Below are 21358 nucleotides of genomic sequence, written 5' to 3'. Positions count from 1 at the left end.
ACTTGCCATCGCGCGGCGCGCGGCTGTTGGAAACGACGACCTTGTAATACGGGCGCTTCTTCGAACCACCACGCGAAAGACGGAGAGAAACCGACATCTGAACTACCTTTCAATCAAACCGAAAAACGAAAACTGGAAAACTCATTTCTTCTTGAGCAGATCGCCAAGGTTGCCCGGCAGAGCGCCCGAACCCAACCCCGGCAGACCACCACCGCCCATACCGCCAAGGCCACCCGGCCCCATCTGCTGGTCCAGCCCCGGCATGGCGGCGCCAAGGCCACCCTTTCCAAACAGCGCGCCAAGGCCCTTCAAGCCGCCCATCTTCTTGATCTGCTTCATGGCCTTGGCCATTTCCTGATGCATCTTCAGAAGCTTGTTCACGTCCTGCACTTGCGTGCCGGAACCTTTGGCCACGCGGATCTTGCGCTTGGCGTTGAGCAGTTCGGGCTTTTCGCGCTCCTTGGGCGTCATCGAACCGATGATCGCGTCCATGCGCAGCAGCACGCGGTCATCCATGCCCGATTGCGCCATCGCTGCCTTGGCCTTCTTCATGCCCGGCATCATGCCGGCCAGCGCGCCAAGCCCGCCCATGTTCTGCATCTGCCGCAATTGCGAGCGCAGGTCGTTCATGTCGAACTGCCCCTTCGACATCCGCTGCGCCAGTCGTTCAGCGTCCTCGGCGTCAATCGTCGCCGCCGCCTTCTCGACGATGGAGACGATGTCGCCCATGCCCAGAATACGGCCTGCCACGCGCTCAGGGTGGAACGGTTCAATCGCGTCCAGCTTTTCGCCGGTGCCCGCAAACTTGATCGGCTTGCCAGTGACCGCGCGCATCGAAAGCGCCGCACCGCCGCGCGCATCGCCGTCCATACGGGTCAGCACTACGCCGGTCAGGTTCACTTCGCCTGCGAACGACTGCGCCACGTTGACCGCGTCCTGCCCGGTCAGCGAATCGACGACGAGCAGCGTTTCCTTGGGCACCGAGACGGCCGAAACCGCCTTCATCTCGTCCATCAGTGCCGCATCGACATGCAAGCGGCCCGCGGTATCGAGCATCAGCACGTCCACCGCCTGCAGCTTTGCCGCATTCACCGCGCGCGTGGCGATGTCCACCGGCATCTGACCAGCGATGATCGGCAGTGTAGCAACGCCTGCCTGCTCGCCCAGCACTTTGAGCTGTTCCTGCGCGGCCGGACGATTGACGTCCAGCGAGGCCATCAGAACCTTCTTGCCGTGCTTCTCTTTCAGCAGCTTGGCGATCTTGGCGGTGCTGGTGGTCTTGCCCGAACCCTGCAGGCCGACCATCATGATCACCACCGGCGGCGCGGCATTCAGATCCAGTTCGGCAGTCCCGCCGCCCAGCATCTCGACCAGCGCGTCGTTGACGATCTTGACAACTTGCTGGCCGGGCGTGACCGATTTGAGAACCGATTGACCGACAGCCTGCTCCGAAACGGATTCAATAAATCTACGGACGACCGGGAGCGCGACATCGGCTTCCAGCAGCGCGATCCGCACTTCGCGCATCGCGGCCAGAACGTCTTCCTCGCGCAGCGCGCCGCGGCCACGCAGGCGGTCAAACACGCCTCCAAGCCGGTCTGAAAGACTATCGAACACGCCCAATTCCTATCATCAAGCCCTTGAACCAATGCCATTTTCGCGTAACGCGAAAAACGCCGGTGGGCGAAACCTCGCCGACCAGCGTGTGGCATCCTGAACAGGGGCCGTTGTAAAAACACGAAAGGCAAAGCCCTTCGACGCGAGGCCCTTAGCCGTTGTCGCACCTCAAGGCAAGCGGGTTGGGACGCATCCCTGCCGGAACCGCGGGAAACCGGGCCTCCCAACCCATTCTTAACCAAAACTTCAGGACGTTCACCTAGTTTCAGGGTCGACGGGTAAAGCCTTTTGGCAGGGATTGTTCCTGCTGATGGCAACAAGCGGAAGCAGGGGTTATGGCAACAGCGCCAATTCAAACCGGGCCAATTCAGACCGGGCAAATCGACGGAAATACCACAGATGGGTTAGCCGAAAAGCCGGTCCATGATTATGTCGGTCTCGGCATCATCATTGCCGCCGTGCTGTTGTTCGTTGCCAACGGATCGACGGTCCTCACCGATTTCCTCCGTTCGGTCCTGACTGGCGCCCGCCCGCGCGAACCGATGCTCAGCGTTGCGCTGATCCTCAACATCGCGCTGCTGCTGTTCGGTTGGCGCCGCTATGTCGATCTCACCCGCGAAGTGGGCCAGCGTCGCGAAGCGGAGGAAACCGCGCATCGGCTTGCCCATACCGATCCACTCACCGGCTGCCTCAATCGGCGCAGCATCAGCCCCGCGCTGGACGAGATGATCGAGACCGCCCGCACCACCGGCCACGAAGTGGTTGTGGTGATGATGGATCTCGACAATTTCAAACGCGCGAACGACGCGCACGGCCACAAGGCCGGGGACGAGGTGCTGCTGCAATCCGCGCGCCGCATTGGCGACATTCTGCCCGACCGTTCCATCATGGCGCGTCTGGGCGGTGACGAATTCGCTTTTGCCGCGATCTATGATCCCGACCACGTCGAAGCGATCGAACGCCTGATGGCTCGCATCAGCATTGCCATCAACCGGCCGATCGAAGTCGAAGGCGTGGTGCTTGACATTACGGCCTCGTTCGGCCTCGCCACTTCGGCTGATCGTTCAAGTTACCAGCCCGGCGAAGCTGCGGCCAAGCTGATGCACCGCGCCGATCTTGCCATGTATCAGGCCAAGAAATCGGGCCGGAACCGCTATTGCTGGTTCGAACAGAGCATGGAAAACGAGTTGCGCTTCCGCAGTGAGCTGGAACGCGGCATCCGCGATGGCATTCCTCGCGGCGAATTCGTCCCGTTCTATGAAAAACAGATCGATCTCGATACGGGCGAACTTACCGGTTTCGAAATGCTGGCCCGCTGGAAAAGCCCGAAACACGGCCTGCTCTCGCCCGAAATCTTCATCGCCATTGCCGAGGAAATCGGCCTCATTTCTGAACTGTCGGAAAGTCTGATCCGTCAGGCCCTCGTGGATGCCCGCGATTGGGACCCACGCCTGACGCTTTCGGTCAACATCTCGCCCATGCAGTTGCGCGATCCGTGGTTTGCCCAGAAGCTTCTCAAGCTGCTGGTAGAAGCCAATTTCCCGCCGCACCGGCTGGACATCGAAATCACCGAAACCTGCTTGCACGAAAACATCGGCGTGGTCCGCACACTGATTACCAGCCTGAAGAATCAGGGCATCCGAATCAGCCTGGATGATTTCGGCACCGGCTATTCCAGCCTTGCGCAATTGCGGACGCTACCGTTCGACCAGATCAAGATCGACCGCTTCTTCGTCTCGAACCTCGGCAAGAGCAAGGACAGCGACACCATCGTCGAGGCGATCTCCTCGCTCGGCAAGGGCCTGAACCTGCCCATCACGGCAGAAGGCATCGAAACCACCGAAGTGCTTGCTGAACTTCGGAAATATGGTTCCTTCAAAGGCCAGGGCTTCCTTTACGGTCAGCCATCAGACGCCAATTCCGTGCGCGCCTTGCTGGCAAAGGGCAACTTGTTGCCGATGGGGCCAGTAATTGAGGCAACCACCGCCGAGGATCAGCCGGAACCACCGCGCGCCGCCACGGCCTGAATTTCAGCCGCACATTGCCTTGAGGCGCGGCAATCCCTAAGTCGCGCCTCATGCGCATTCCCTTCCGCAAGATGCACGGCCTCGGCAATGATTTCGTGGTGATCGACGCCCGCGAAGTGCCGGTCACCATGTCCGCACGCCGGGCCGCCGGGCTGGCCGATCGTTGCACCGGCATCGGTTGCGATCAGTTGATCGTGCTGGAACCGTCAAGTCTGGCCGATGTGAAGATGCGCATCTTCAATCACGATGGCAGCGAGGTCGAAGCGTGCGGCAACGCCAGCCGCGCTGTGGGCCTGCTGCTGGGCGGCACCCAAAGCATTGAAACACTTGGCGGATTGATCCACTCCAAAGCCCGCGCCGAGGGCGTCTCGGTCGATATGGGCGCACCTCGCCTTGGCTGGGACGAAATCCCGGTAGCCTACGCGATGGACACGCTGGAAATGCCTGTCGGTTGGGAGGAACTGGAGAACCCGGTCGGCGTCAATGTCGGCAATCCGCATGTGATCTTCTTCGTGCCAGATGCCGATGCGGTGGACCTAGAACGGCTCGGCCCGCTGATCGAGTGTGACCCGCTTTTTCCGCAGAAAATCAACGTTAACGTCGCTAGTGTGGTCGGTCCCGATCACCTCAAGCTGCGTGTCTGGGAACGTGGCGTGGGCCTGACGCGCGCCTGTGGCACCGGCGCCTGCGCCACCGCCGTCGCCGCGATCCGCCGCAAGCTGACGGGGCGCAAGGTGCTTGTAGACCTGCCCGGCGGCCCGCTGACGATCACTTGGCCAGATGGTAGCACAATCGACATGACCGGCCCTGCCACCTTGAGCTTCGAAGGCACGTTCGAGGATGCCGATTTTCCGGCATGAGCGTTGAAGTCGTCTCACTCGGCTGCCGCCTGAACATCGCTGAAAGCGAGGCGATACGGGGGTTTCTGGCCGACGGCCCGCCCACGGTGGTGGTCAATTCCTGCGCGGTGACGGCTGAGGCCGTGCGCCAATCGCGCCGCGCGGTGCGCAAGCTGCGGCGTGAACATCCCGATGCGCGCCTGGTCGTGACGGGGTGCGCTGCGACGATTGAGGCTGAGGCCTTTGCCGCGATGGCGGAAGTCGATGCAGTGGTTTCCAACACGGTCAAACTTCTTGAACAAAGCTGGCTCCCCCGCGAAGGCGGGGGCCTCGATGTTGTTAAAGACGGCCTGAGGCCCCCGCCTTCGCGGGGGAGCAATGAGCGTGTTGCGGAGGGTCGGCGTGTTGGATCGCACACCCGTGCTTTCGTTCCGGTGCAGAACGGGTGCGATCATGCCTGCACATTCTGCATCATCCCCCAAGGGCGCGGAAAAAGCGTTTCTTTGCCGATAGTTGATGTGCTTTCAGCGGTCGAAAACGCAATATTTCCGAACAGCACCAACTTGCACCTAAATGCACCTAAAGCGCACCAAAGCGGCCATTGGGGCGTCAATGAGGTGGTCTTGACCGGCGTCGACGTGACCTCATGGGGCTTTGACCTGCCGAATGCTCCAAAGCTCGGCAATCTCGTCGCCACAATCCTCGAAGCGTTCCCCACCCTCCCCCGGCTTCGCCTCTCCTCGCTCGACGGGGTGGAGATCGATCCGCTCCTCTTCGACCTCATCACCTCCGAACCACGCGTAATGCCGCACATCCACCTTTCGCTACAGTCTGGCAGCGACATGGTGCTGAAAAGGATGAAACGGCGGCACTCCCGCGCGCGGGCGATTGACCTCGTGCAACAGATGAAGGCGCGGCGCCCGGACATTGCCATCGGCGCGGACCTGATCGCCGGGTTCCCTACCGAAACCGCTGAAATGCATGAGGAAAACGTCTCCATCGTGCGCGAATGCGGGATCGTCCATGGCCACATTTTCCCCTACTCCCCCCGCCCCGGCACCCCGGCGGCGCGGATGCCACAAGTCGATCCGGTGCTGGTGCGTGAGCGTGCGGCCGAAGTGCGGGCCGCGGTGGCCGAAGAACGCGTCCGCTGGCTCGCCACGCTCATCGGCAAACCCGCTGAAATCCTTGCCGAGCGCGACGGAACCGGCCATGCGGGCCACTTTGCGAGCTATCGCGTGCCACAAGGCGTGGCGGCGGGCAGTCTCGTGACGGTGACGCCGACCAAGATTGTTGAAGGAATACTGGAATGAGTGGCGAAAGCTGGTCCGACCGCCTGCTGGGAGGTTTTCGCAAGACTTCCGAACGGCTTGCCGAAAACCTTGGCGGCATTGTCGGCGCATCGCGGCTGACCGAGGCGCAGCTTGACGATCTTGAGGACGCGCTGATCCTCTCCGACCTTGGCCCCCGCGCCGCGGCGCGTATCCGCGAGAAGCTGAAGGCCGCGAAGTTCGAGAGTGGTGTGGACGCGCAGGGCCTGAAGGAAGCCGTGGCCGAGGAAATCGCCGCGATCCTGCGCCCCGTGGCCAAGCCGCTGGAAATCGTGGCTTTTCCGCGCCCGCAAGTGATTCTCGTGATTGGCGTGAACGGTTCGGGCAAGACCACCACCATCGCCAAGCTGGCGCACCTGTTCCAGGAGCAGGACTATGGCGTGATGCTCGCCGCAGGGGACACCTTCCGCGCCGCCGCCATCGGCCAGTTGAAGGTCTGGGCCGAGCGGCTGGGCATTCCCATCGTGACCGGGCCGGAAGGCGGCGACCCGGCGGCCATTGTGTTCGACGCGGTGAAATCGGCCACAGACACCGGAATCGACACGCTGATCGTGGACACGGCGGGCCGGTTGCAAAACAAGCGCGAACTGATGGACGAACTGGCCAAAGTGCGCCGCGTTCTCGGTCGGCTGAACCCAGAAGCGCCGCATGACGTGGTGCTGGTGCTCGATGCGACCAATGGGCAGAACGCCTTGCAACAGATCGAGATTTTCAAGGAAGTGGCGAGCGTGACCGGCCTGATCATGACCAAGCTGGACGGCACCGCGCGCGGCGGCGTGCTGGTGGCAGCGGCCGAGCAATATGGCCTGCCGATCCACGCGATTGGCGTGGGTGAGAAGATCGACGATCTGCGGCCTTTCGACCCCGACCTGCTGGCCAAGGTCATCGCAGGAGTTTACCGGTGAGCGAGACGAAACCGAAACCCAAGTCCTCCTGGGTGAACCTGCTGGTCGATTATGGCCCGCTGCTCGTGTTCTTCCTCGCCTATCGCTATTTCAAACCCGCTGGCGGCGATGCAGGCCTTGCCGAAGTGGTAGCGGTGACCAAGGGCACGGCGATGTTCATGGTGGCAACGGTGGCAGCGCTGGTCATCTCAAAGCTGCGGCTGGGCAAGATTTCGCCGATGCTGTGGCTGTCTACCGTTCTGATCCTCGGCTTCGGCACGCTGACCGTGCTTCTGGGCGATCCCTTCTGGATCCAGGTGAAGCCGACCGCGATCTACCTGCTTTTTGCGGGCGTGCTGTTTGCGGGACTGGCCAAAGGCAAGCCGATGCTGCGCTATCTGCTGGAGGCCGCGTTTGAGGGCCTGAGCAACGAAGGCTGGCTGAAGCTGTCACGCAACTGGGCGTTCTTCTTTCTGTTCCTTGCCGGGCTGAACGAGGTTTTGCGGTACTTCTTCAACACCGCCAACGGCAATTTCGAGATCTGGCTGCAGGCCAAGCTGTGGGGTGTAACCACACTGTCGTTCCTGTTCACGTTCTCGCAAATTCCGATGCTGCTGAAGCACGGGCTGGCGGTGGGTGCGGAAACTGACGTCGAGAAGAATCCCCCGCACGATTGAGCAGGCGCCTGCCACCCCTTTTTGTGTGACTTTTGCACCGTGCATCGTAATATGCGCGGCAACCGCAGGGGGCATGGTCGTGCCCCTGCCAAATGACGGTTGCAAATAGGGGGAATTCTCATGGCCAAATTCTTTGGCAATCTTCATCTCGTACTGGTTGTAGGCTTGATCGCCACCATCGCTGTGATGTTCGCCTATGGCGATTCCGCGCCGGTGGATGCCAATTCGGTGCTGCGCTGGATGCACGTGTTCTTTGGCATCTTGTGGATCGGCCTGCTCTATTACCTGAACTTCGTGCAGGTGCCCACCATGCCGAAAATTCCAGCCGAACAGAAAGGCGCGATCACCGGGCACATTGCGCCCAAGGTGTTCTTCTTCTTCCGCTATGCCGCGCTGCTGACCGTGTTGACCGGCCTCGGCATCGCCATCGTTTCGGGCTATGCCCATCAGGCCATGACCTTCTCTGGAGAAGGCAATGTCAACCTGATCGGCCTTGGCATGTGGCTGGCGTTGATCATGGCGTTCAACGTGTGGTTCATCATCTGGCCCGCCCAGAAGAAGATCCTGGGCATCGTGGAAGCGACGGCTGAAGAAAAGGCTGCTGCTGCACCGCGCGCGCTCTATGCAAGCCGCACCAACACGCTGCTTTCGCTGCCTATGCTCTTTGCAATGGTAAGCGCAAATCTGGGCTGATCTGGCTCAGATTGTCGATTGAAAACGGAGCGCGGCATTTGCGGATGCCGCGCTCCCATTCGTTTCGCGTTGCGCAATGAATGACCAAGCATTTGAGACCGCCGGGATATTTTTGCAGGTCCGGGCGTTGCCCTCTCAACCCGCGCTGCGGGTGAGACACCAAAGGGGAGTTACCCAAGACATGCGCAAATTTACCCTGATCGCCGCCGCTGCAGCCAGTGCCCTGGCTCTTTCCGCCTGTTCGGAACAGACACAGGATGCCGCCGAAACGACAGCTGAATCGGCTGGTAATGACGTGGCCAATGCCGCCGACAAGGCCGCTGCAGCAACCGATGAACTGGGCGACAAGGCTGCTAAAGCCGTAGATGATGCCGCTGCGGCAACCGACGAATTGGGCAGCAAGGCTGCTGCCAATGTGAAGCAGGAAGCGGCCGAAGCTGAAGCCAGCCTGCACAATGAATCCGTGAGCGAAGCCAAGAAGGACTGACGCTCCGCTTGTCCGGGGTTCCGCATCGCGCATTGGGCGCTGAGCCAGTGGAGCCCCGGAGACGCCGGGCAGCCCCACATCAGCCCTGAAAAAACGCCCCCAATTTAGCAATCAACTGACCCGACACATAGGGTTTACCCAAAATCGGCCGATCGTTGAACGGCGCGTCGACCGAACCATAACCAGTGGCGATGACAAAGGGCACACCGCGTTCCGCCAGCGCGGTAGCGACAGGCAAGCTCGGTTCGCCACCAAGATTCCAATCGAGCACAACAGCATCAATGCCACCCGCCGCAACTGCTTCCAGCGCTTCATTGACACGACCGACGGGACCAAGTGGCACCGCGCCCGCATCTTCGAGCGTATCGCACAGCATGGCCGCGACGATAAATTCATCTTCGACAACGAGGATGCGCTTACCTTCGATCATTTCTGGCCCGCATTCATCTATTGCATCCCCGCCACGCAAATGGCCCCCGGCACCGAGATGCGGCAATGCAGCCCGGACGGCGCATAATCAAGCTGCACCGATCCACCTAATTGCCGGGGAACGGCATCAGACACAAGCCGTGATCCAAAACCCCGGCGCGTCGGTTTGGCGACTTCCGGCCCGCCGCTTTCGCGCCAATCGATCATGACCGTGCCGGTTGCATTCGATGAAGGTTCAAACGTCCACTGGATGGAGACGCTGCCCGAGATCGTGGAAAGCGCGCCGTATTTCATCGCGTTTGTGGCCAGTTCGTGCAGTACCATGACCATCGACACAGTGGCGTTGGACGGAAGCAGCACCGCAGGTCCGCCGATGTCCAGCCGCATGTCATCAGGGCCGCAGATCAGCAGGCCTTGATGGACGATCTCCGCCAACGTGGCTCCCGCCCAGTTGGCCCGGCTGAGCGCATCATGCGCACCCGATAGCGCGCCCAGGCGATTGTTGAACGTGGCCACCGGCTGTGGTGGCAGGCCAGTGCCGCGAAAGGTCTGATGCGCCATCGCCTGCACCACCATCAGCGTGTTTTTCACGCGGTGATTGAGTTCGCCGACAAGCAGTTCCAGTTGCTCTTCAAGCTGCTTGCGTTCGGTTATGTCGATGCCGGTGGATTGTGCCTCTTGCCAACGGCCTTCGGCATCAAAAGCCAATGCGTGATTGCGCCAAAGCACCCAGCGTGTGCCTTTTGCTGTTTCAAAGCGGTTCTCAATGGTGAGTTCTGGTGAAGTTGGCGTCAGCTGTTCAAGCATCTGATTGACGTGGGCGTGGTCCTCCTCGGTCACATAAGCCCAGAGGTTCCGCCCGGTCATCTCCTCAGACGTGTGGCCAAGTGAGGCGGCATAAGCGCGATTGACGAACAGAATCGTGCCATCTGCCCGAAAGCGGCAGACCATTTCCAATTGGGCATCAAGTATTTCACGCAAGAGCGCTTTGTCAGGCATTGCTGTGCGCCCCAGTTCGCCAGTCATCGTGGCAGATTATCGCGTTTTCAAGGCAATCCAAGTCTTTGCTCTGCAAAGCGCGATGAACCGAAATGGACGTGTCGGGGGCGTCAGATCTTCAACTGGCTTCCGAGTTCCACCACGCGATTGGTGGGCAGACGGAAGAACTCCATCGCGCTGGCAGCATTGCGCAGCATCCATGCAAACAACTTTTCGCGCCACAGGGCCATGCCCGGCTTGTCAGATGCGATCAGCGTCTGGCGGGAAAGGAAGAAACTGGTCTTCATCATGTTGAACGGTTCACCGCACATGCTGACCTTCTTGAGCGCGGCCGGGACGTCGGTTTCTTCAAGGAAACCGAAACGCATGGTCAGGCGGTAGAAGCCGTTGGAGTAGTCCTTGACCGAGAAGCGTTCGGCTTCCTCGACAAAGGGCACGTCCTCGATCGAAACGGTGAGAATCACCACGCGTTCGTGCAGCACCTTGTTGTGCTTGATGTTGTGGAGCAGCGCCGAAGGCACGCCAGCAGCGGTGGAGGCCATGAAGATGGCTGTGCCGGGAACGCGGGCCGCGCTGGAATGGGCGGACTTGGTGAAGACTTCGAGCGGGATCGTACCTTCGGCCATGTTCGCCCGCATCAATGCGCGCCCACGTGACCAGGTGGTGAGCAGCGTGAAAATCGCCACGCCCATGACCAGCGGCACCCAGCCACCATCGGGAATCTTTGTAAGGTTCGCGCCAAGGTACGCCGCGTCGATGGTGAAGAACAGCGCGAGCATGGCGACGGCAGCGGGTGCCTTCCAGTGCCACAGCTTGAACAGCACAACCGCAAGCAGGAAGTTGTCGATCAGCATCGCGCCAGTCACCGCGATACCATAAGCTGCGGTAAGGTTGGACGAGCGCTGGAACACCAGCACCAGCACGATCACCGCGATCATCAGTGCCCAGTTGATCACCGGGATATAGATCTGGCCCGCTGCGGTGGACGTGTGCTTGATCGTCATGCGCGGGATGAAGCCGAGCTGGATGGCCTGCTGCGTGACCGAGAACGCGCCTGAGATCACAGCCTGCGAGGCGATGACCGCGGCAGCCGAGGCAATGAACAGCAGCGGCCACTGGAACCATTCGGGTGCGAGCAGATAGAACGGGCTTTCAATCGCAGCCGGATTGCGGATCAGCAGCGAGGCTTGGCCCAGATAATTGAGCACCAGCGCCGGTAGAACGAACACCAACCATGACAGGCGGATCGGGCGACGGCCAAAGTGGCCCATATCGGCGTAGAGCGCCTCTGCACCCGTCACGGCCAGCACCGCCGCACCCATCGCGAGGAAACCACGGAAGGGATCACTGATGAACATGGTAACCGCATAGTGCGGGCTGAGCGCGGCCATGACCTGCGGATACTGCGCGATGCTGATGGCTCCGAGAACCGAAATCGTCGCGAAATAGAGCAGCATGATCGGGCCGAAGAACGCAGCGACCTTTTCGGTGCCACGACTCTGGATAAAGAACAGCCCGATCAGGATGGTAACGACCAGCGGCACGATCATACCCTGCATCGATGGGCGATAGACCGCGACACCTTCAATCGCGCCCATGACCGACACCGCAGGCGTGATCATCGAATCGCCATAGAACAATGCGGTGGCGAACACGCCAAGCAGGATGATGCCCTTGCCCCAGCGCTTGCCATCGGTGTGCTGGTTGATCAGCGCCAACAGCGCGAGGCTGCCGCCCTCACCCTTGTTGTCGGCCCGCATGATGACCGTGACATATTTGAACGTCACGATGATCATCATCGACCAGAACATCAGGCTGATGATGCCGAAGATGTGCATGAGATCGAGCGGGAGCGGATGGTGCCCGGCGAAGGTATCGCGCAGGGCGTATAGCGGGCTGGTGCCAATGTCGCCGAAGACGACGCCGATGGCGCCGACGGCGAGTTTGAACAGGGAGCCTTGGGAATGGCCGTGCCCGCCAGAGGCTGGCCCAGAAGCAGGCGCGACTGTGCCGGGGCTTTCTGCAGTGGTTTCGGCATTACTCATGACGACCGTGCCCCCGGCTTTTCAGCCCTGTTCCGTCCCCCGAAACGGCGGACCGGCGCGGCGCTTTAGCACTGCCCCATGACCCCTGCAATGGTGCGAAAGCCTGAGCCTGGCCAGCGAAAACCGACGCGCCGCCAGCCCATCTCAAAGCGAAATTTTGTGCGCTTATTCAGCGACTTGGGGCGAAGCCCCGGGCGCAGGGGGCTGATCATCGACCGGTGCGCCTGCGGTTTCGGCGCCATCGGTCATCGCCAGCATCGAATCGATGCGCTGGATTCGCGCGGCAAGGTCTGCACGCCAGGGGGCATCGGTGGGAGAGCGTTCGAGCAGTTCGGCCCAGACTGCGCGAGCATCGGGCAAACGGCCCGACTGCGCCAGCGCAAGGCCCATGAAGAACGGTGGGCCGGGATGGGCCGGATCAATGCTGGCCGCTTTCTGGAAAGCGAACTGCGCGGCGGGGGTTATCAGGCCATCGGAATGGCCGACCAGCGCATTGCCGAGCGAAACCCACAGGTCCGCATCCTGCGGGAACTGCTGCGTACCCTTGCGCAGAACTTCGGCTGAAGCGCCAAACTGGCCCTGCCGGGCAAGGCCATCGGCAAGGATCATCCAACTGGCACCCTTGGCAAAGCCATCGCCCATCTGCTGGCGTTGCTTGATCAACGCTTCATCGGCAGCACGCTTGTTCTCAACCGGTGCCTTGGGCGCGCCGGGCATGTTTGGCATACCTTGCAGCGCGTAACCGGCAATGCCGACGAGCAGCGCCGCGCCTGTGAGTTCCCAGCCTGCGCGGGGCATCTTGAGCGCGAAGGCCATGGCACCGAATGCAACGGCGGCAATCAGGAGGACGATAACCCAGGTCATTCGCCAGTCACCTTCTTGCCTGCACTGCGGAAGCGTCCGCGCAGCAGGAACACGGCAAGGAGCAGTATCACCAGCGGCGCTGCGAAGAGCGGCCACATGATCGGTTTGTTCTGCGGCGCGTAGCTCACGTAATCGCCATAGCGTTCAACCAGCCATGTGCGGATGGCTTCCGGCTCTTCCCCGGCGGCAATGCGAGTGCGGACCTGATGGCGCATGTCACCCGCCATCGGCGCGTCGCTGTCGGCGATGGACTGGCTCTGACACTTGAGGCAGCGCAGGGTTTCCATGAGGCCTTGCGCCTTGGCTTCGAGCGCTGGATCATCGAGTTGTTTGTAGGCCAGAGGGGCCGGCGGCATCTGGTCCTGCGCGGCCAGAGGGGCGGCGAGGAGGAGCGCGACAAGCGCGATCAACATGTGCCTCACGATTGCGCCTCCTTCAGCTTTTCGAGGATCATGGGCACGTCTTCGGGCCGGATTTCGCCGATGTGCTGGTGGCGGATCACGCCCTTGCCATCGATCACGAAGGTTTCTGGCACGCCGGATGAACCAATGCCGAGTTGCACTTCGGACAGGTCATCCTTCCCGATACGGGCGAAAGGGTTGCCATAGGTGGCGAGGAAGCGGTCGAGGTCTGCCTTGCGGTCACGGATGGCGACGCCGTCGATCTCTACGCCTTGCTGGCGCAACGCTTCAAGCTGCGGCGCTTCGACCGCGCAAGGGACGCACCAGCTGGCGAAGACGTTGAGCAGGCGAGGCTTGCCGGTTGTCATTGCGGCAGTCGTAAGGCCTGGGCGTTCTTTGGTGGCGGCGGGCAGGTTGAATTGCGGCAGTGGCTTGCCGATGAAGGCGCTGGCCACTTCGCGGTCAGCCGGGCGGTAGAGCCCCCAGATGACGAGCGCAAAGAATGCACCGAACAGCGCGAGGGGGAGCCAGATGGCAATGCCAGAGCGTTTGGGCGGTTGCTCGCTCATTTCAGCATATCCTGCCGGGTCTTGCGGAAAGCGATCTTGTCACCCACCCGCAGTCGCTTCACGTCCTGCGCCACGCGGCCAATCAGCGCCAGCAAACCGCCGAATGCCACAAGCAAGCCGCCTAGCCAGAGCAGCGGGACGAACGGCTTCCACCAGAAACGCATCTGCCAGCGGCCATCGTCGCCTTCGTTGCCCAGCACGGCATAGAGCTGGCCGTTCCAGCGGGTGTAAAGCGCTGATTCGGTGCGCTCACCCGGTGGCGAGGTGAAAGTGCGCGCCTGTGGGTGGAGCGTCACAGCCCCGCCACCTTTGTAGGAGGCGGATACCGTGGCTTCGATGGCGGTCCAGTTCGGCCCGGCGACAGGTTCGATCTTTTCCAGCTTTAGCGCAATGGGGCCGACGCTTTGCGTATCGCCCACGTTCATGGCGGCGAGGCGTTCAGTGGAGAACGCGCTCTCGCTCGCCGCGCCGAGCAGCGCCACGCCGAGGCCGCAGTGGGCAACGACCATGCCCCAGACGCTGAGCGGGGTGCGGCGCAAATTGCGACCCTTGAGCGGGAGCCAGCTTGCCACGGCAAGCCCTGCCCCCACCGCGATGCCGAGCATTGGCAGCACACGGATCGACGGGAACATCAACACGATGGCCAGCAGGACCAGCGCGACCAGCAGCGCAGGCACGGCCACCATGGCGGTGATGCGCGAGGGCTTGTCCTTGCGCCAGCGCAAGAGCGGGCCGACGCCCATCATCAACATCATCGGGATGGCGAAGATGGCCGAAACCGGGTTGAAGTAAGGCGGGCCGACCGAGACTTTGGCGCCGAACGCCTCTGTCATCAGCGGATAGAGCGTGCCGAGCAGGACGATGCCGAGGATGCCGCACAGCATCACGTTGTTGAACACGAGGCTGGCTTCGCGGCTGAACAGGCTGAACCGCTCACCCTCAGTCACGGTCGAAGCGCGGATGCCGAACAGCGCCAATGCGCCGCCGATGTAGATGGCGAGCAGCGCAAGGATGAATGAACCGCGTTCAGGATCGACCGCGAAGGCGTGGACCGAGGTGAGGATGCCGGAGCGGACGAGGAACGTACCGACCATCGACATCGAAAACGCGATCACGCCGAGCATCACCGTCCACGCGCGCAAGGCATTGCGACTGGCGAGGACCGAGCACGAATGGAGCAGTGCGGTGGCTGCAAGCCACGGCATCAACGAGGCGTTTTCAACCGGATCCCAGAACCACCAGCCGCCCCAGCCGAGCGTGTAATAGGCCCAATACGATCCGGCAGTGATGCCGACCGTGAGGAAAATCCATGCACCCAGAACCCACGGCCGCATCGCGCGGGCAAAGGCCGGACCAACATCACGCGTGATCAGCGCGCCGATGGCAAAGCTGAATGCGACCGAAAGGCCAACGTAGCCGACGTAGAGCGTCGGCGGGTGGAAGGCGAGGCCGATGTCCTGCAGCAACGGATTCAGCCCCTGCCCTTCGGGCGCGGGTTCGGGCAGGCGTTCGAACGGATTGGAGGAGAGCAGCAGGAAGGCATAGAAGCCAAGGCTGACAAAGGCCTGGCCTGCAAGCGTGGCGATCAGCGTGTCTTCGCGCAGGCGCTTTTCCACCAGCGCAACCACCCCGCCAGAAACGGCCATGATCGTGATCCACAGCAGCATCGAGCCTTCGTGGTTGCCCCATGTGCCCGCCAGCTTGAAGATGAACGGCTTCATCGAATGGCTGTTGGCCGCGACCAGCTTTACCGAAAGATCGGTTTCCAGAAACAGGTCGATAAGCGCGAGGAAGGATATGGCAACCAGCACGCCCTGCATCACCGCAAGCGGGCGCACGACACCAGCCAGCGCTTTTCCACCGGGGCGCAGGGCCGAAAAACCGGCGAAGAGCTGCAACACGGCAAGGGCTGCGGCCATCCACAGGACGGCAAGGCCGATTTCGGCGATCATTGCGTTTCAGCCACCACTTGCTTGGCCTGTTCCGGGGTCATGTCGCCCATCTGGCGCGGGACGTAGTTTTCATCGTGCTTGGCGAGCAGGTTGTCGGCCACGAACGTCTGGCCCTCCATGCGGCCTTCGGCAACGACCCCTGAATTTTCGACGAAGAGGTCTGGCGTTATGCCGGTGAAGCGTACAGGCACGCGCGCCTTGCCATCGCCCACGACGAAATCAATGGTGATGCCGTCGCTACGGGTTTTCAAAGAGCCCTTTTCAACCATGCCACCGAGGCGGATGGCGCGGCCCTGTTCGGGTGGGTCTTTCACCAGATCAGCGGGCACGTAGAAATAGCTGGCCTGATTTGACAGGGCATAGGCCGCAAGCAGCCCCGCGCCGATCAGTGCGACAAGCGCCACTATGATGAGGACAAGGCGCTGATGCTTGGGCTTGATGCCGCCGGCTGAACTGGTGCTCACTTGCCTCTGACCTTATCCCGACGGCGTTCCGCGCGGATCATAGCCGCGAGTGACCAGCCGACCAGCAGCAGCGTGCCGATCACACCGATCGACAAGGCGGCCACTACGTAATCCCATTGCTGAAGACCTTCGCGCATACGCTTGTTACGCCATCGCTTTCCGGCGCAGACGCGCCTCGGCCTGAATGTCGGCCAGAAGAGTGCGCATACGCGCGATTACGACGCCACCAAAGATGAGGCTGAACCCAATCGCGGCAATCAGCAGCGGCCACAGGAACGTGCCATCGATGGCGGACTTGCCTGCGGTGATCGAAGGTGGCTGGTGCAGGCTGTTCCACCACACGACCGATCGGTTGATGATCGGGATGTTGATTGCGCCGACAAGGCCGAAGATCGCGGTGATGCGGTTTCCGCCGCCCCCACCCGCCATGTCACGCTGCGCCGCGCCTGACAGCGCAATGTAGCCGAAATAGAGAAACAGCAACACGAGGAAGCTGGTCAAGCGCCCATCCCACACCCACCATGTACCCCAAGTGGGACGTGCCCAGATCGAGCCGGTGGCGAGACAGATGGCGGTGAAGGTTGCGCCGGGAACGGCTGCTGCGCGACCTGCGATGGCCGCCAGCGGGTGCCGCCAGACCAGTTCGACAATGCTGGCGATAGCTATCGTGGACCATCCGGCCATGCCCAGCCACGCAGCAGGCACGTGGATGAACATGATGCGCACGGTTTCACCCATCAGCCTGTCTGGCGGAACTACGATCATACCGTAGATCAGCGCGCCCATCGACAGCAGCAGGCCTGAAACCAGCAATAGCGGCATCATCCAGCGGGCAAGGCGCAGGAAACGGGCGGGGTTGGCAAAACCGTGCATGGGCGCGGAGCAGTCTGATCCTTCTCCCGGAAGCGTCCGCCACCGGTCTTGCCCCGCTCTGCCACGCGGGCCGTCCACTCGCAAGCGCAATGGCGGGAATCCACACCAAAAGGCTATGCCTCGGCGCGTGCCCCATAAGGGGGAAATACAGGTCTAACCAACTGAGCTACGGTCGCCACATTGATCGCACAGAACACGCTGCGCGGGGTGGCCCCTTTGCAGAAAGGCGCAGGAAAGGGAAGCGGAAATTTTGCCTGTCCGCAGGATTTAGCGGCTGAACCTGTCACCCCATGTGCGGAAGGCGACGCGGGGCGGGTTGAGGCCGATGTCGATCAGGGCCTGTTCTTCAAGCACAGCCGAATCGACGGTGACGGTCTGCGTCAGCAGAAACCAGCGGCTGCGGACCTGCAATTGACCGGCGGGGATGCCGCCCCCCTCCCCGCCACCAAAGCCGCGCAGGGCGTCTTCCGCCTTGGCCCAGCCAAGCGCGGGGCGACTTGCGATCAGCGCGCGGGCACGGTCTACCGGGATGGCAGCGGGTGCGATCATGGCCAGCAGCGGCGCCTGATCGGGGCGCAGGGTGTTGATATTGAGTGGGGAAAGTTGGGCCGCAGGCAACGCGCAGAGCCACGGGCGCAAGCGTTCATAGAACTGCGGCGTCATGCCACGAACCGCGCGAATTTCGCTGACATCGCCGATCAGGCGGCCAGCGGTGCGATAAGGCACGGGGCGGCCCTGGTAGCTGTCGTCCTCAGCCCCATTGGGCGCGGGCACATTGTCCGTATCGATCCAGTCGGCAATCGAATCGCTGATAGTCGCCGCTTCGCCTTCTGGAATGGCGAGGCTGCGCATCAAGGCGCGCAATTGGCTCAAGCCGACGAGGCGCAGGCGATTGTTGGCTTGGGCATCTGCCTCGACCAGCGAATTGAGGTTGAAGCAGTTTCCAGCATCATCCACCCTCGCCATCACGGTGCCGCGCAGCAGGGGCATCGGAAACTCCCGACCGAGCAGGCCGGTCCGGTCCACCGTGCGTTCCTGCGACTGATCGACCATCGCCTTGATCCGGGCCATCGCCAACGTTTCGGCGCTCGTGGCATAGAGGCGTGCCTGCGTCATCGCCTGCCCGTTTCCGGCAAGGCGCGTGGCGAGGTTCAGCCGATCAAGCATGACGGCAGCGATCACCGCCATGACCGCTACGAGCAGCAAGACCGAGAGCAGCGCGGCGCCGCGTTCTTTCGGATCGTGCGGGTTCACTGGTAGTTTACCCCGACCAGCGACACGATGCGCAAAGGCGGCACGCCGCGTTGCGGGATCAGCAGTTCGACCGCGATGGGCAGTTCGGTGGTTAATTGCGGCTCCCACCGGTCACGCCAGTTGCCGTCCTTGCTGCGAAAACGGACGGTGGGCGGAGCGGTGAGCGGGAGAACTTCACTGGCTGCGTCTGCCACCGCGCCATCGGGGAATGGGTAGCCTGCGCGGACGAGCGCGGTGGATGTTACGCGGTATTCAACCTTTTGCAGGCCGGGGCGCGGCGAACCGTCAAGATTGTCCCAACCACTGCGGGTGAAGCGGATGATCATGCCGTCGGTGTTCGCCTCAAACGCAGCGCGCGGGGTGCCGGATTGATCGCGCGAAGGGCGCGGGACGGCTTGGGCCAGATCGGCGGTCCAGACGGAGAGGAAGCGGCGCTGGGCGGCGATGCTGTCAGTCTTGGCCCTACTGGCGAGTTCGGCATCGACCGAGAAGCGCAAGAGGCCAAGCGCGCCGACGGCAATCACCGCGAACAGGGCAAGGGCGACGAGCATTTCGACCAGAGTGAAACCGTTTGGGGCTGGCTCCTTGCTCATGCGCCGGGGAGCCGGGTGAAATCGAGGGTGAAGGACTGGCTCTGCGCGCCGGGGCTGGTTTCGCGGACTGAGAGAGTAATCGAGAGGACGCCGTAGTCTGCCTGCATGGCCACATTGCGGGTCCATTGGAAGCTGCGGCCAGCGTTCTCGATAGTGCCGCTGGCACTGCCCACCGGTGGGGGTGCAGGATCGGTGAGGATCTCGGCAGCCATATTCTGCGCCACGATCTCGCGCAGAAGGCGCTGGTCAAGATCGGCCGTGCGGGAGATGCTGGCGCCTTCCATCTGGAGCAACGCTAGCGCAGCAATGGCGAAAACGGCCAGCGCGACGAGCAACTCCAGCAGTGAGAAGCCGTTGCGTTCAACCTGCATCGAGCGTGACCTTGCCATCGCGGCGCAAGTGGATGACGAGCGTGTTGCCATCGCGGGTGAGGCGAACAGCGGCTTCACTGCTGGCCAAGCCAAGCGAATCGAACACTACGCGCTGGCGGCCTGCATTGGCCGTGGTGCCATCGGCCCAGCCGGTGAGGTCAAAGCCCCGGCCCGGCAGCGGCTGCCACTGGCCCTGAAAGCGGCGCTCGAAATAGTAGCCGCGATCGCTGACTACCAGCGAAACAGGGCGTGCGCCGATAATGGCCTCGTCCCGCGCAGCGAGCGTGCGGGCGGCGAAACGTTCGGCCTCGTCGCGCAGTTTGCGTTCATCGCCCGGCATTGTGAGGACGGCCACCGTGGCTAGCAGCCCCATGACCATCAGCACTACCAGCATCTCTACCAGCGAGAAGCCGTTGCGTGGAGGAGTCTTGACGGTGTGGCGGGGCATCCTGGTTCGCATGAGGCAGAAACGTGACGGTTTTACGACCAAGACGCCAGCAGGTTCAAGTTGCGGCCCAAAGCGGCGCTGCGATAGACTGCGCGCGATGACATTTCCCGCCAACGAATCATCCACCGAACGCCTGCTCACCGTGACCGGCATGATGCGCGTTCCCTCGCCCCGACTGGAAATGTTTGTGCTGCGCGATTTCCTCTCCGCCGAGGAATGCGCGGCGCTGGTGGCGCGCATTGAGCGCGAGAGGCGACCTTCGACGCTGGCCGATGCGGATGGCGACCACTACTTCCGCACCAGCGAAACGTGTGACCTGCCGATGGACGAGCCAGATGTTGTGGCGCTGGACCAGAAGCTTTCTGCGCTTTCGGGCATCGACAGGCAGTTTGGCGAGCCGATTCAGGGGCAGCGCTATGACGTGGGGCAGGAGTTCAAGGCGCATACCGACTTCTTCGATCCCGGTGGCGTGGACTACGCACGGTTTTGCAGCGTGGCCGGGCAGCGGACGTGGACCTTCATGGTCTATCTGAATGACGTGGAAGCCGGTGGTGCAACGCGGTTCAAGGTGATCGACAAGACGATCCAACCAGAGCGCGGCAAGCTGGTTTGCTGGAACAACCGACGCGCCGATGGCAGCGGAAACCCCTGTACGCTTCATCACGCGATGAAGGTGCGCAAGGGGCTGAAATACGTGATTACGAAATGGTATCGCGAGAAGGCGTGGGGCTGATCATTCGTCCGGCTCTGCATCACGCACCGCGCGGATTACCGGCAAGCAGCGGAACAGCGCATCGGCATCGGGCGAGCCGAGCAGTTTGGTAAAGCGGCTTTCGTGGCGTTCGATTCTGGCAACCGCATCATCAGCTGTCTTGCGGCCTTCGTCGGTCAGGCTCAACGCATGGCTGCGGCCATCCAGGCGGCGACGGTCCACCAAACCGCGCTCCATCAGCCGCGAGATGATCGGCACCATGTTGGCGCGCTTGATCGCAAGGGCCTGCCCCACTTCGGTCTGCGAACAATCGGGATTTTCCGCGATGACCAGCAGCGTGGTCACTTCCGCCGGGCGCAGATCGAGATCGGAAAGCTCCCGCGAAAGATCGGCCATCATGACGGCCGAGGCCCGGCGAAGCTGATAGCCAAGGCGGCTTTCGAGGGAATTGGTCAGCGTCATGACACGTTCTTTAAGACAGCTATCGCCGATAGCAATGCCCGAAGTCCTGCGTTCCACGCAAAGAAAAGGGCGACCGAAGCCGCCCTCCCCTGAATTTCCAGCGTTGGCTGTGGCTTAGCGCTTGAGCGAGAGACCACCGAAACGCTTGTTGAACTGGGCAACGCGGCCGCCCTGATCAAGCTGGCGGGTGCCACCGGTCCATGCCGGGTGCGAGGTCGGGTCGATTTCGAGCGCCAGCGTATCGCCTTCCTTGCCCCAGGTGGAGCGGGTCTCGAAAACGGTGCCGTCGGTCATCTGCACCTTGATCATGTGGTAGTCGGGGTGAATGCCAGTCTTCATGGGTCTAACTCCGGTGCGCAGCCGGTTC

The 21358-nt window shown here is 62.0% G+C and carries 26 protein-coding genes; 8 read left to right on the top strand and 18 right to left on the bottom strand.

Annotated features, from left to right (window positions below; genetic code table 11):
* A partial coding sequence (locus B7X90_RS13050; protein WP_292625115.1) for a 30S ribosomal protein S16 occupies positions 1-97 on the bottom strand: 97 nt, incomplete at its 3' end.
* Between the two features lie 44 nt (positions 98-141).
* Entirely contained in the window at positions 142-1617 is a 1476-nt protein-coding gene (gene ffh, locus B7X90_RS13045; RefSeq protein WP_292625107.1) for a signal recognition particle protein, read from the bottom strand.
* Between the two features lie 335 nt (positions 1618-1952).
* On the opposite strand from ffh, the gene B7X90_RS13040 reads away from it, so the two are divergent.
* The 7 genes from B7X90_RS13040 (at position 1953) to B7X90_RS13010 (ending at position 8555) form a co-directional block, all read left to right on the top strand.
* The gene (locus tag B7X90_RS13040) at positions 1953-3644 is read left to right on the top strand and encodes an EAL domain-containing protein (protein WP_292625105.1); all 1692 of its coding nucleotides are present in this window, start codon (positions 1953-1955) and stop codon (positions 3642-3644) included.
* A gap of 50 nt (positions 3645-3694) precedes the next feature.
* A complete protein-coding gene (dapF, locus tag B7X90_RS13035; RefSeq protein ID WP_292625103.1) occupies positions 3695-4504 on the top strand; it encodes a diaminopimelate epimerase in 810 nt (269 codons plus the stop codon).
* Positions 4501-5796 carry a MiaB/RimO family radical SAM methylthiotransferase gene (locus B7X90_RS13030; RefSeq protein WP_292625102.1) on the top strand — a complete coding sequence of 432 codons (1296 nt, stop codon included), beginning with the start codon at positions 4501-4503 and terminating at the stop codon, positions 5794-5796. Before dapF ends, B7X90_RS13030 begins: the two co-directional genes overlap by 4 nt.
* Complete coding sequence (gene ftsY / locus B7X90_RS13025) at positions 5793-6719, top strand: signal recognition particle-docking protein FtsY (RefSeq protein ID WP_292625100.1); 927 nt, start codon at positions 5793-5795, stop codon at positions 6717-6719. The genes B7X90_RS13030 and ftsY overlap by 4 nt, the downstream gene beginning before the upstream one ends.
* On the top strand, positions 6716-7375 hold the full coding sequence (locus B7X90_RS13020) for an inner membrane-spanning protein YciB (RefSeq protein WP_292625098.1): 660 nt from the start codon (positions 6716-6718) through the stop codon (positions 7373-7375). Before ftsY ends, B7X90_RS13020 begins: the two co-directional genes overlap by 4 nt.
* Before the next feature lie 120 nt (positions 7376-7495).
* Positions 7496-8068, top strand: coding sequence for a urate hydroxylase PuuD (locus tag B7X90_RS13015; protein WP_292625095.1), 573 nt, complete (start codon positions 7496-7498; stop codon positions 8066-8068).
* Between the two features lie 76 nt (positions 8069-8144).
* Positions 8145-8555: a hypothetical protein gene (locus B7X90_RS13010; protein WP_292625093.1), complete on the top strand. Its 411-nt coding sequence runs from the start codon at positions 8145-8147 to the stop codon at positions 8553-8555.
* A gap of 79 nt (positions 8556-8634) precedes the next feature.
* Here B7X90_RS13010 and B7X90_RS13005 read toward each other — a convergent pair whose 3' ends face one another.
* The 14 genes from B7X90_RS13005 to B7X90_RS12940 form a co-directional block, all read right to left on the bottom strand.
* Entirely contained in the window at positions 8635-8985 is a 351-nt protein-coding gene (locus B7X90_RS13005; RefSeq protein WP_292625091.1) for a response regulator, read from the bottom strand.
* A 17-nt stretch (positions 8986-9002) separates the two neighbouring features.
* Positions 9003-9983: an HWE histidine kinase domain-containing protein gene (locus tag B7X90_RS13000; RefSeq protein ID WP_292625089.1), complete on the bottom strand. Its 981-nt coding sequence runs from the start codon at positions 9981-9983 to the stop codon at positions 9003-9005.
* Positions 9984-10093: 110 nt separating this feature from the next.
* On the bottom strand, positions 10094-12028 hold the full coding sequence (locus tag B7X90_RS12995) for a potassium transporter Kup (protein WP_292625087.1): 1935 nt from the start codon (positions 12026-12028) through the stop codon (positions 10094-10096).
* A gap of 165 nt (positions 12029-12193) precedes the next feature.
* The gene (locus tag B7X90_RS12990; protein WP_292625086.1) at positions 12194-12892 is read right to left on the bottom strand and encodes a tetratricopeptide repeat protein; all 699 of its coding nucleotides are present in this window, start codon (positions 12890-12892) and stop codon (positions 12194-12196) included.
* Positions 12889-13305, bottom strand: a complete 417-nt coding sequence (locus B7X90_RS12985; RefSeq protein WP_292625113.1) for a cytochrome c-type biogenesis protein — start codon at positions 13303-13305, stop codon at positions 12889-12891. Before B7X90_RS12985 ends, B7X90_RS12990 begins: the two co-directional genes overlap by 4 nt.
* A gap of 5 nt (positions 13306-13310) precedes the next feature.
* Positions 13311-13862 carry a DsbE family thiol:disulfide interchange protein gene (locus tag B7X90_RS12980; protein WP_292625084.1) on the bottom strand — a complete coding sequence of 184 codons (552 nt, stop codon included), beginning with the start codon at positions 13860-13862 and terminating at the stop codon, positions 13311-13313.
* Complete coding sequence (locus B7X90_RS12975) at positions 13859-15814, bottom strand: heme lyase CcmF/NrfE family subunit (protein ID WP_292625082.1); 1956 nt, start codon at positions 15812-15814, stop codon at positions 13859-13861. The genes B7X90_RS12980 and B7X90_RS12975 overlap by 4 nt, the downstream gene beginning before the upstream one ends.
* Positions 15811-16278: a cytochrome c maturation protein CcmE gene (gene ccmE, locus B7X90_RS12970; protein ID WP_292625080.1), complete on the bottom strand. Its 468-nt coding sequence runs from the start codon at positions 16276-16278 to the stop codon at positions 15811-15813. Before ccmE ends, B7X90_RS12975 begins: the two co-directional genes overlap by 4 nt.
* Complete coding sequence (locus tag B7X90_RS12965; protein ID WP_292625078.1) at positions 16275-16415, bottom strand: hypothetical protein; 141 nt, start codon at positions 16413-16415, stop codon at positions 16275-16277. Before B7X90_RS12965 ends, ccmE begins: the two co-directional genes overlap by 4 nt.
* 7 nt (positions 16416-16422) lie before the next feature.
* Positions 16423-17151, bottom strand: a complete 729-nt coding sequence (ccmC, locus tag B7X90_RS12960; protein ID WP_292625076.1) for a heme ABC transporter permease CcmC — start codon at positions 17149-17151, stop codon at positions 16423-16425.
* Between the two features lie 267 nt (positions 17152-17418).
* Positions 17419-18405, bottom strand: a complete 987-nt coding sequence (gene gspK, locus B7X90_RS12955) for a type II secretion system minor pseudopilin GspK (RefSeq protein ID WP_292625074.1) — start codon at positions 18403-18405, stop codon at positions 17419-17421.
* Positions 18402-18998, bottom strand: coding sequence for a type II secretion system minor pseudopilin GspJ (gene gspJ, locus B7X90_RS12950; protein ID WP_292625072.1), 597 nt, complete (start codon positions 18996-18998; stop codon positions 18402-18404). The genes gspK and gspJ overlap by 4 nt, the downstream gene beginning before the upstream one ends.
* Positions 18995-19369, bottom strand: a complete 375-nt coding sequence (gspI, locus tag B7X90_RS12945) for a type II secretion system minor pseudopilin GspI (protein WP_292625070.1) — start codon at positions 19367-19369, stop codon at positions 18995-18997. Before gspI ends, gspJ begins: the two co-directional genes overlap by 4 nt.
* Positions 19359-19817: a GspH/FimT family pseudopilin gene (locus B7X90_RS12940; protein WP_292625069.1), complete on the bottom strand. Its 459-nt coding sequence runs from the start codon at positions 19815-19817 to the stop codon at positions 19359-19361. The genes gspI and B7X90_RS12940 overlap by 11 nt, the downstream gene beginning before the upstream one ends.
* Before the next feature lie 97 nt (positions 19818-19914).
* Between B7X90_RS12940 and B7X90_RS12935 the strand changes: the two genes are divergently transcribed.
* Positions 19915-20550, top strand: a complete 636-nt coding sequence (locus tag B7X90_RS12935) for a 2OG-Fe(II) oxygenase (RefSeq protein WP_292625067.1) — start codon at positions 19915-19917, stop codon at positions 20548-20550.
* Here B7X90_RS12935 and B7X90_RS12930 read toward each other — a convergent pair whose 3' ends face one another.
* Entirely contained in the window at positions 20551-20991 is a 441-nt protein-coding gene (locus B7X90_RS12930) for a MarR family transcriptional regulator (protein WP_292625065.1), read from the bottom strand.
* Between the two features lie 114 nt (positions 20992-21105).
* A complete protein-coding gene (gene rpmE, locus B7X90_RS12925; protein ID WP_039337458.1) occupies positions 21106-21330 on the bottom strand; it encodes a 50S ribosomal protein L31 in 225 nt (74 codons plus the stop codon).
* Positions 21331-21358: the final 28 nt, after the last annotated feature.

This window comes from Novosphingobium sp. 17-62-19 (assembly GCF_002256775.1).
Lineage (GTDB): Bacteria > Pseudomonadota > Alphaproteobacteria > Sphingomonadales > Sphingomonadaceae > Novosphingobium.
Note: the sequence above shows the minus strand (reverse complement) of the source record. Positions and strands in the feature narration are given on the sequence as shown.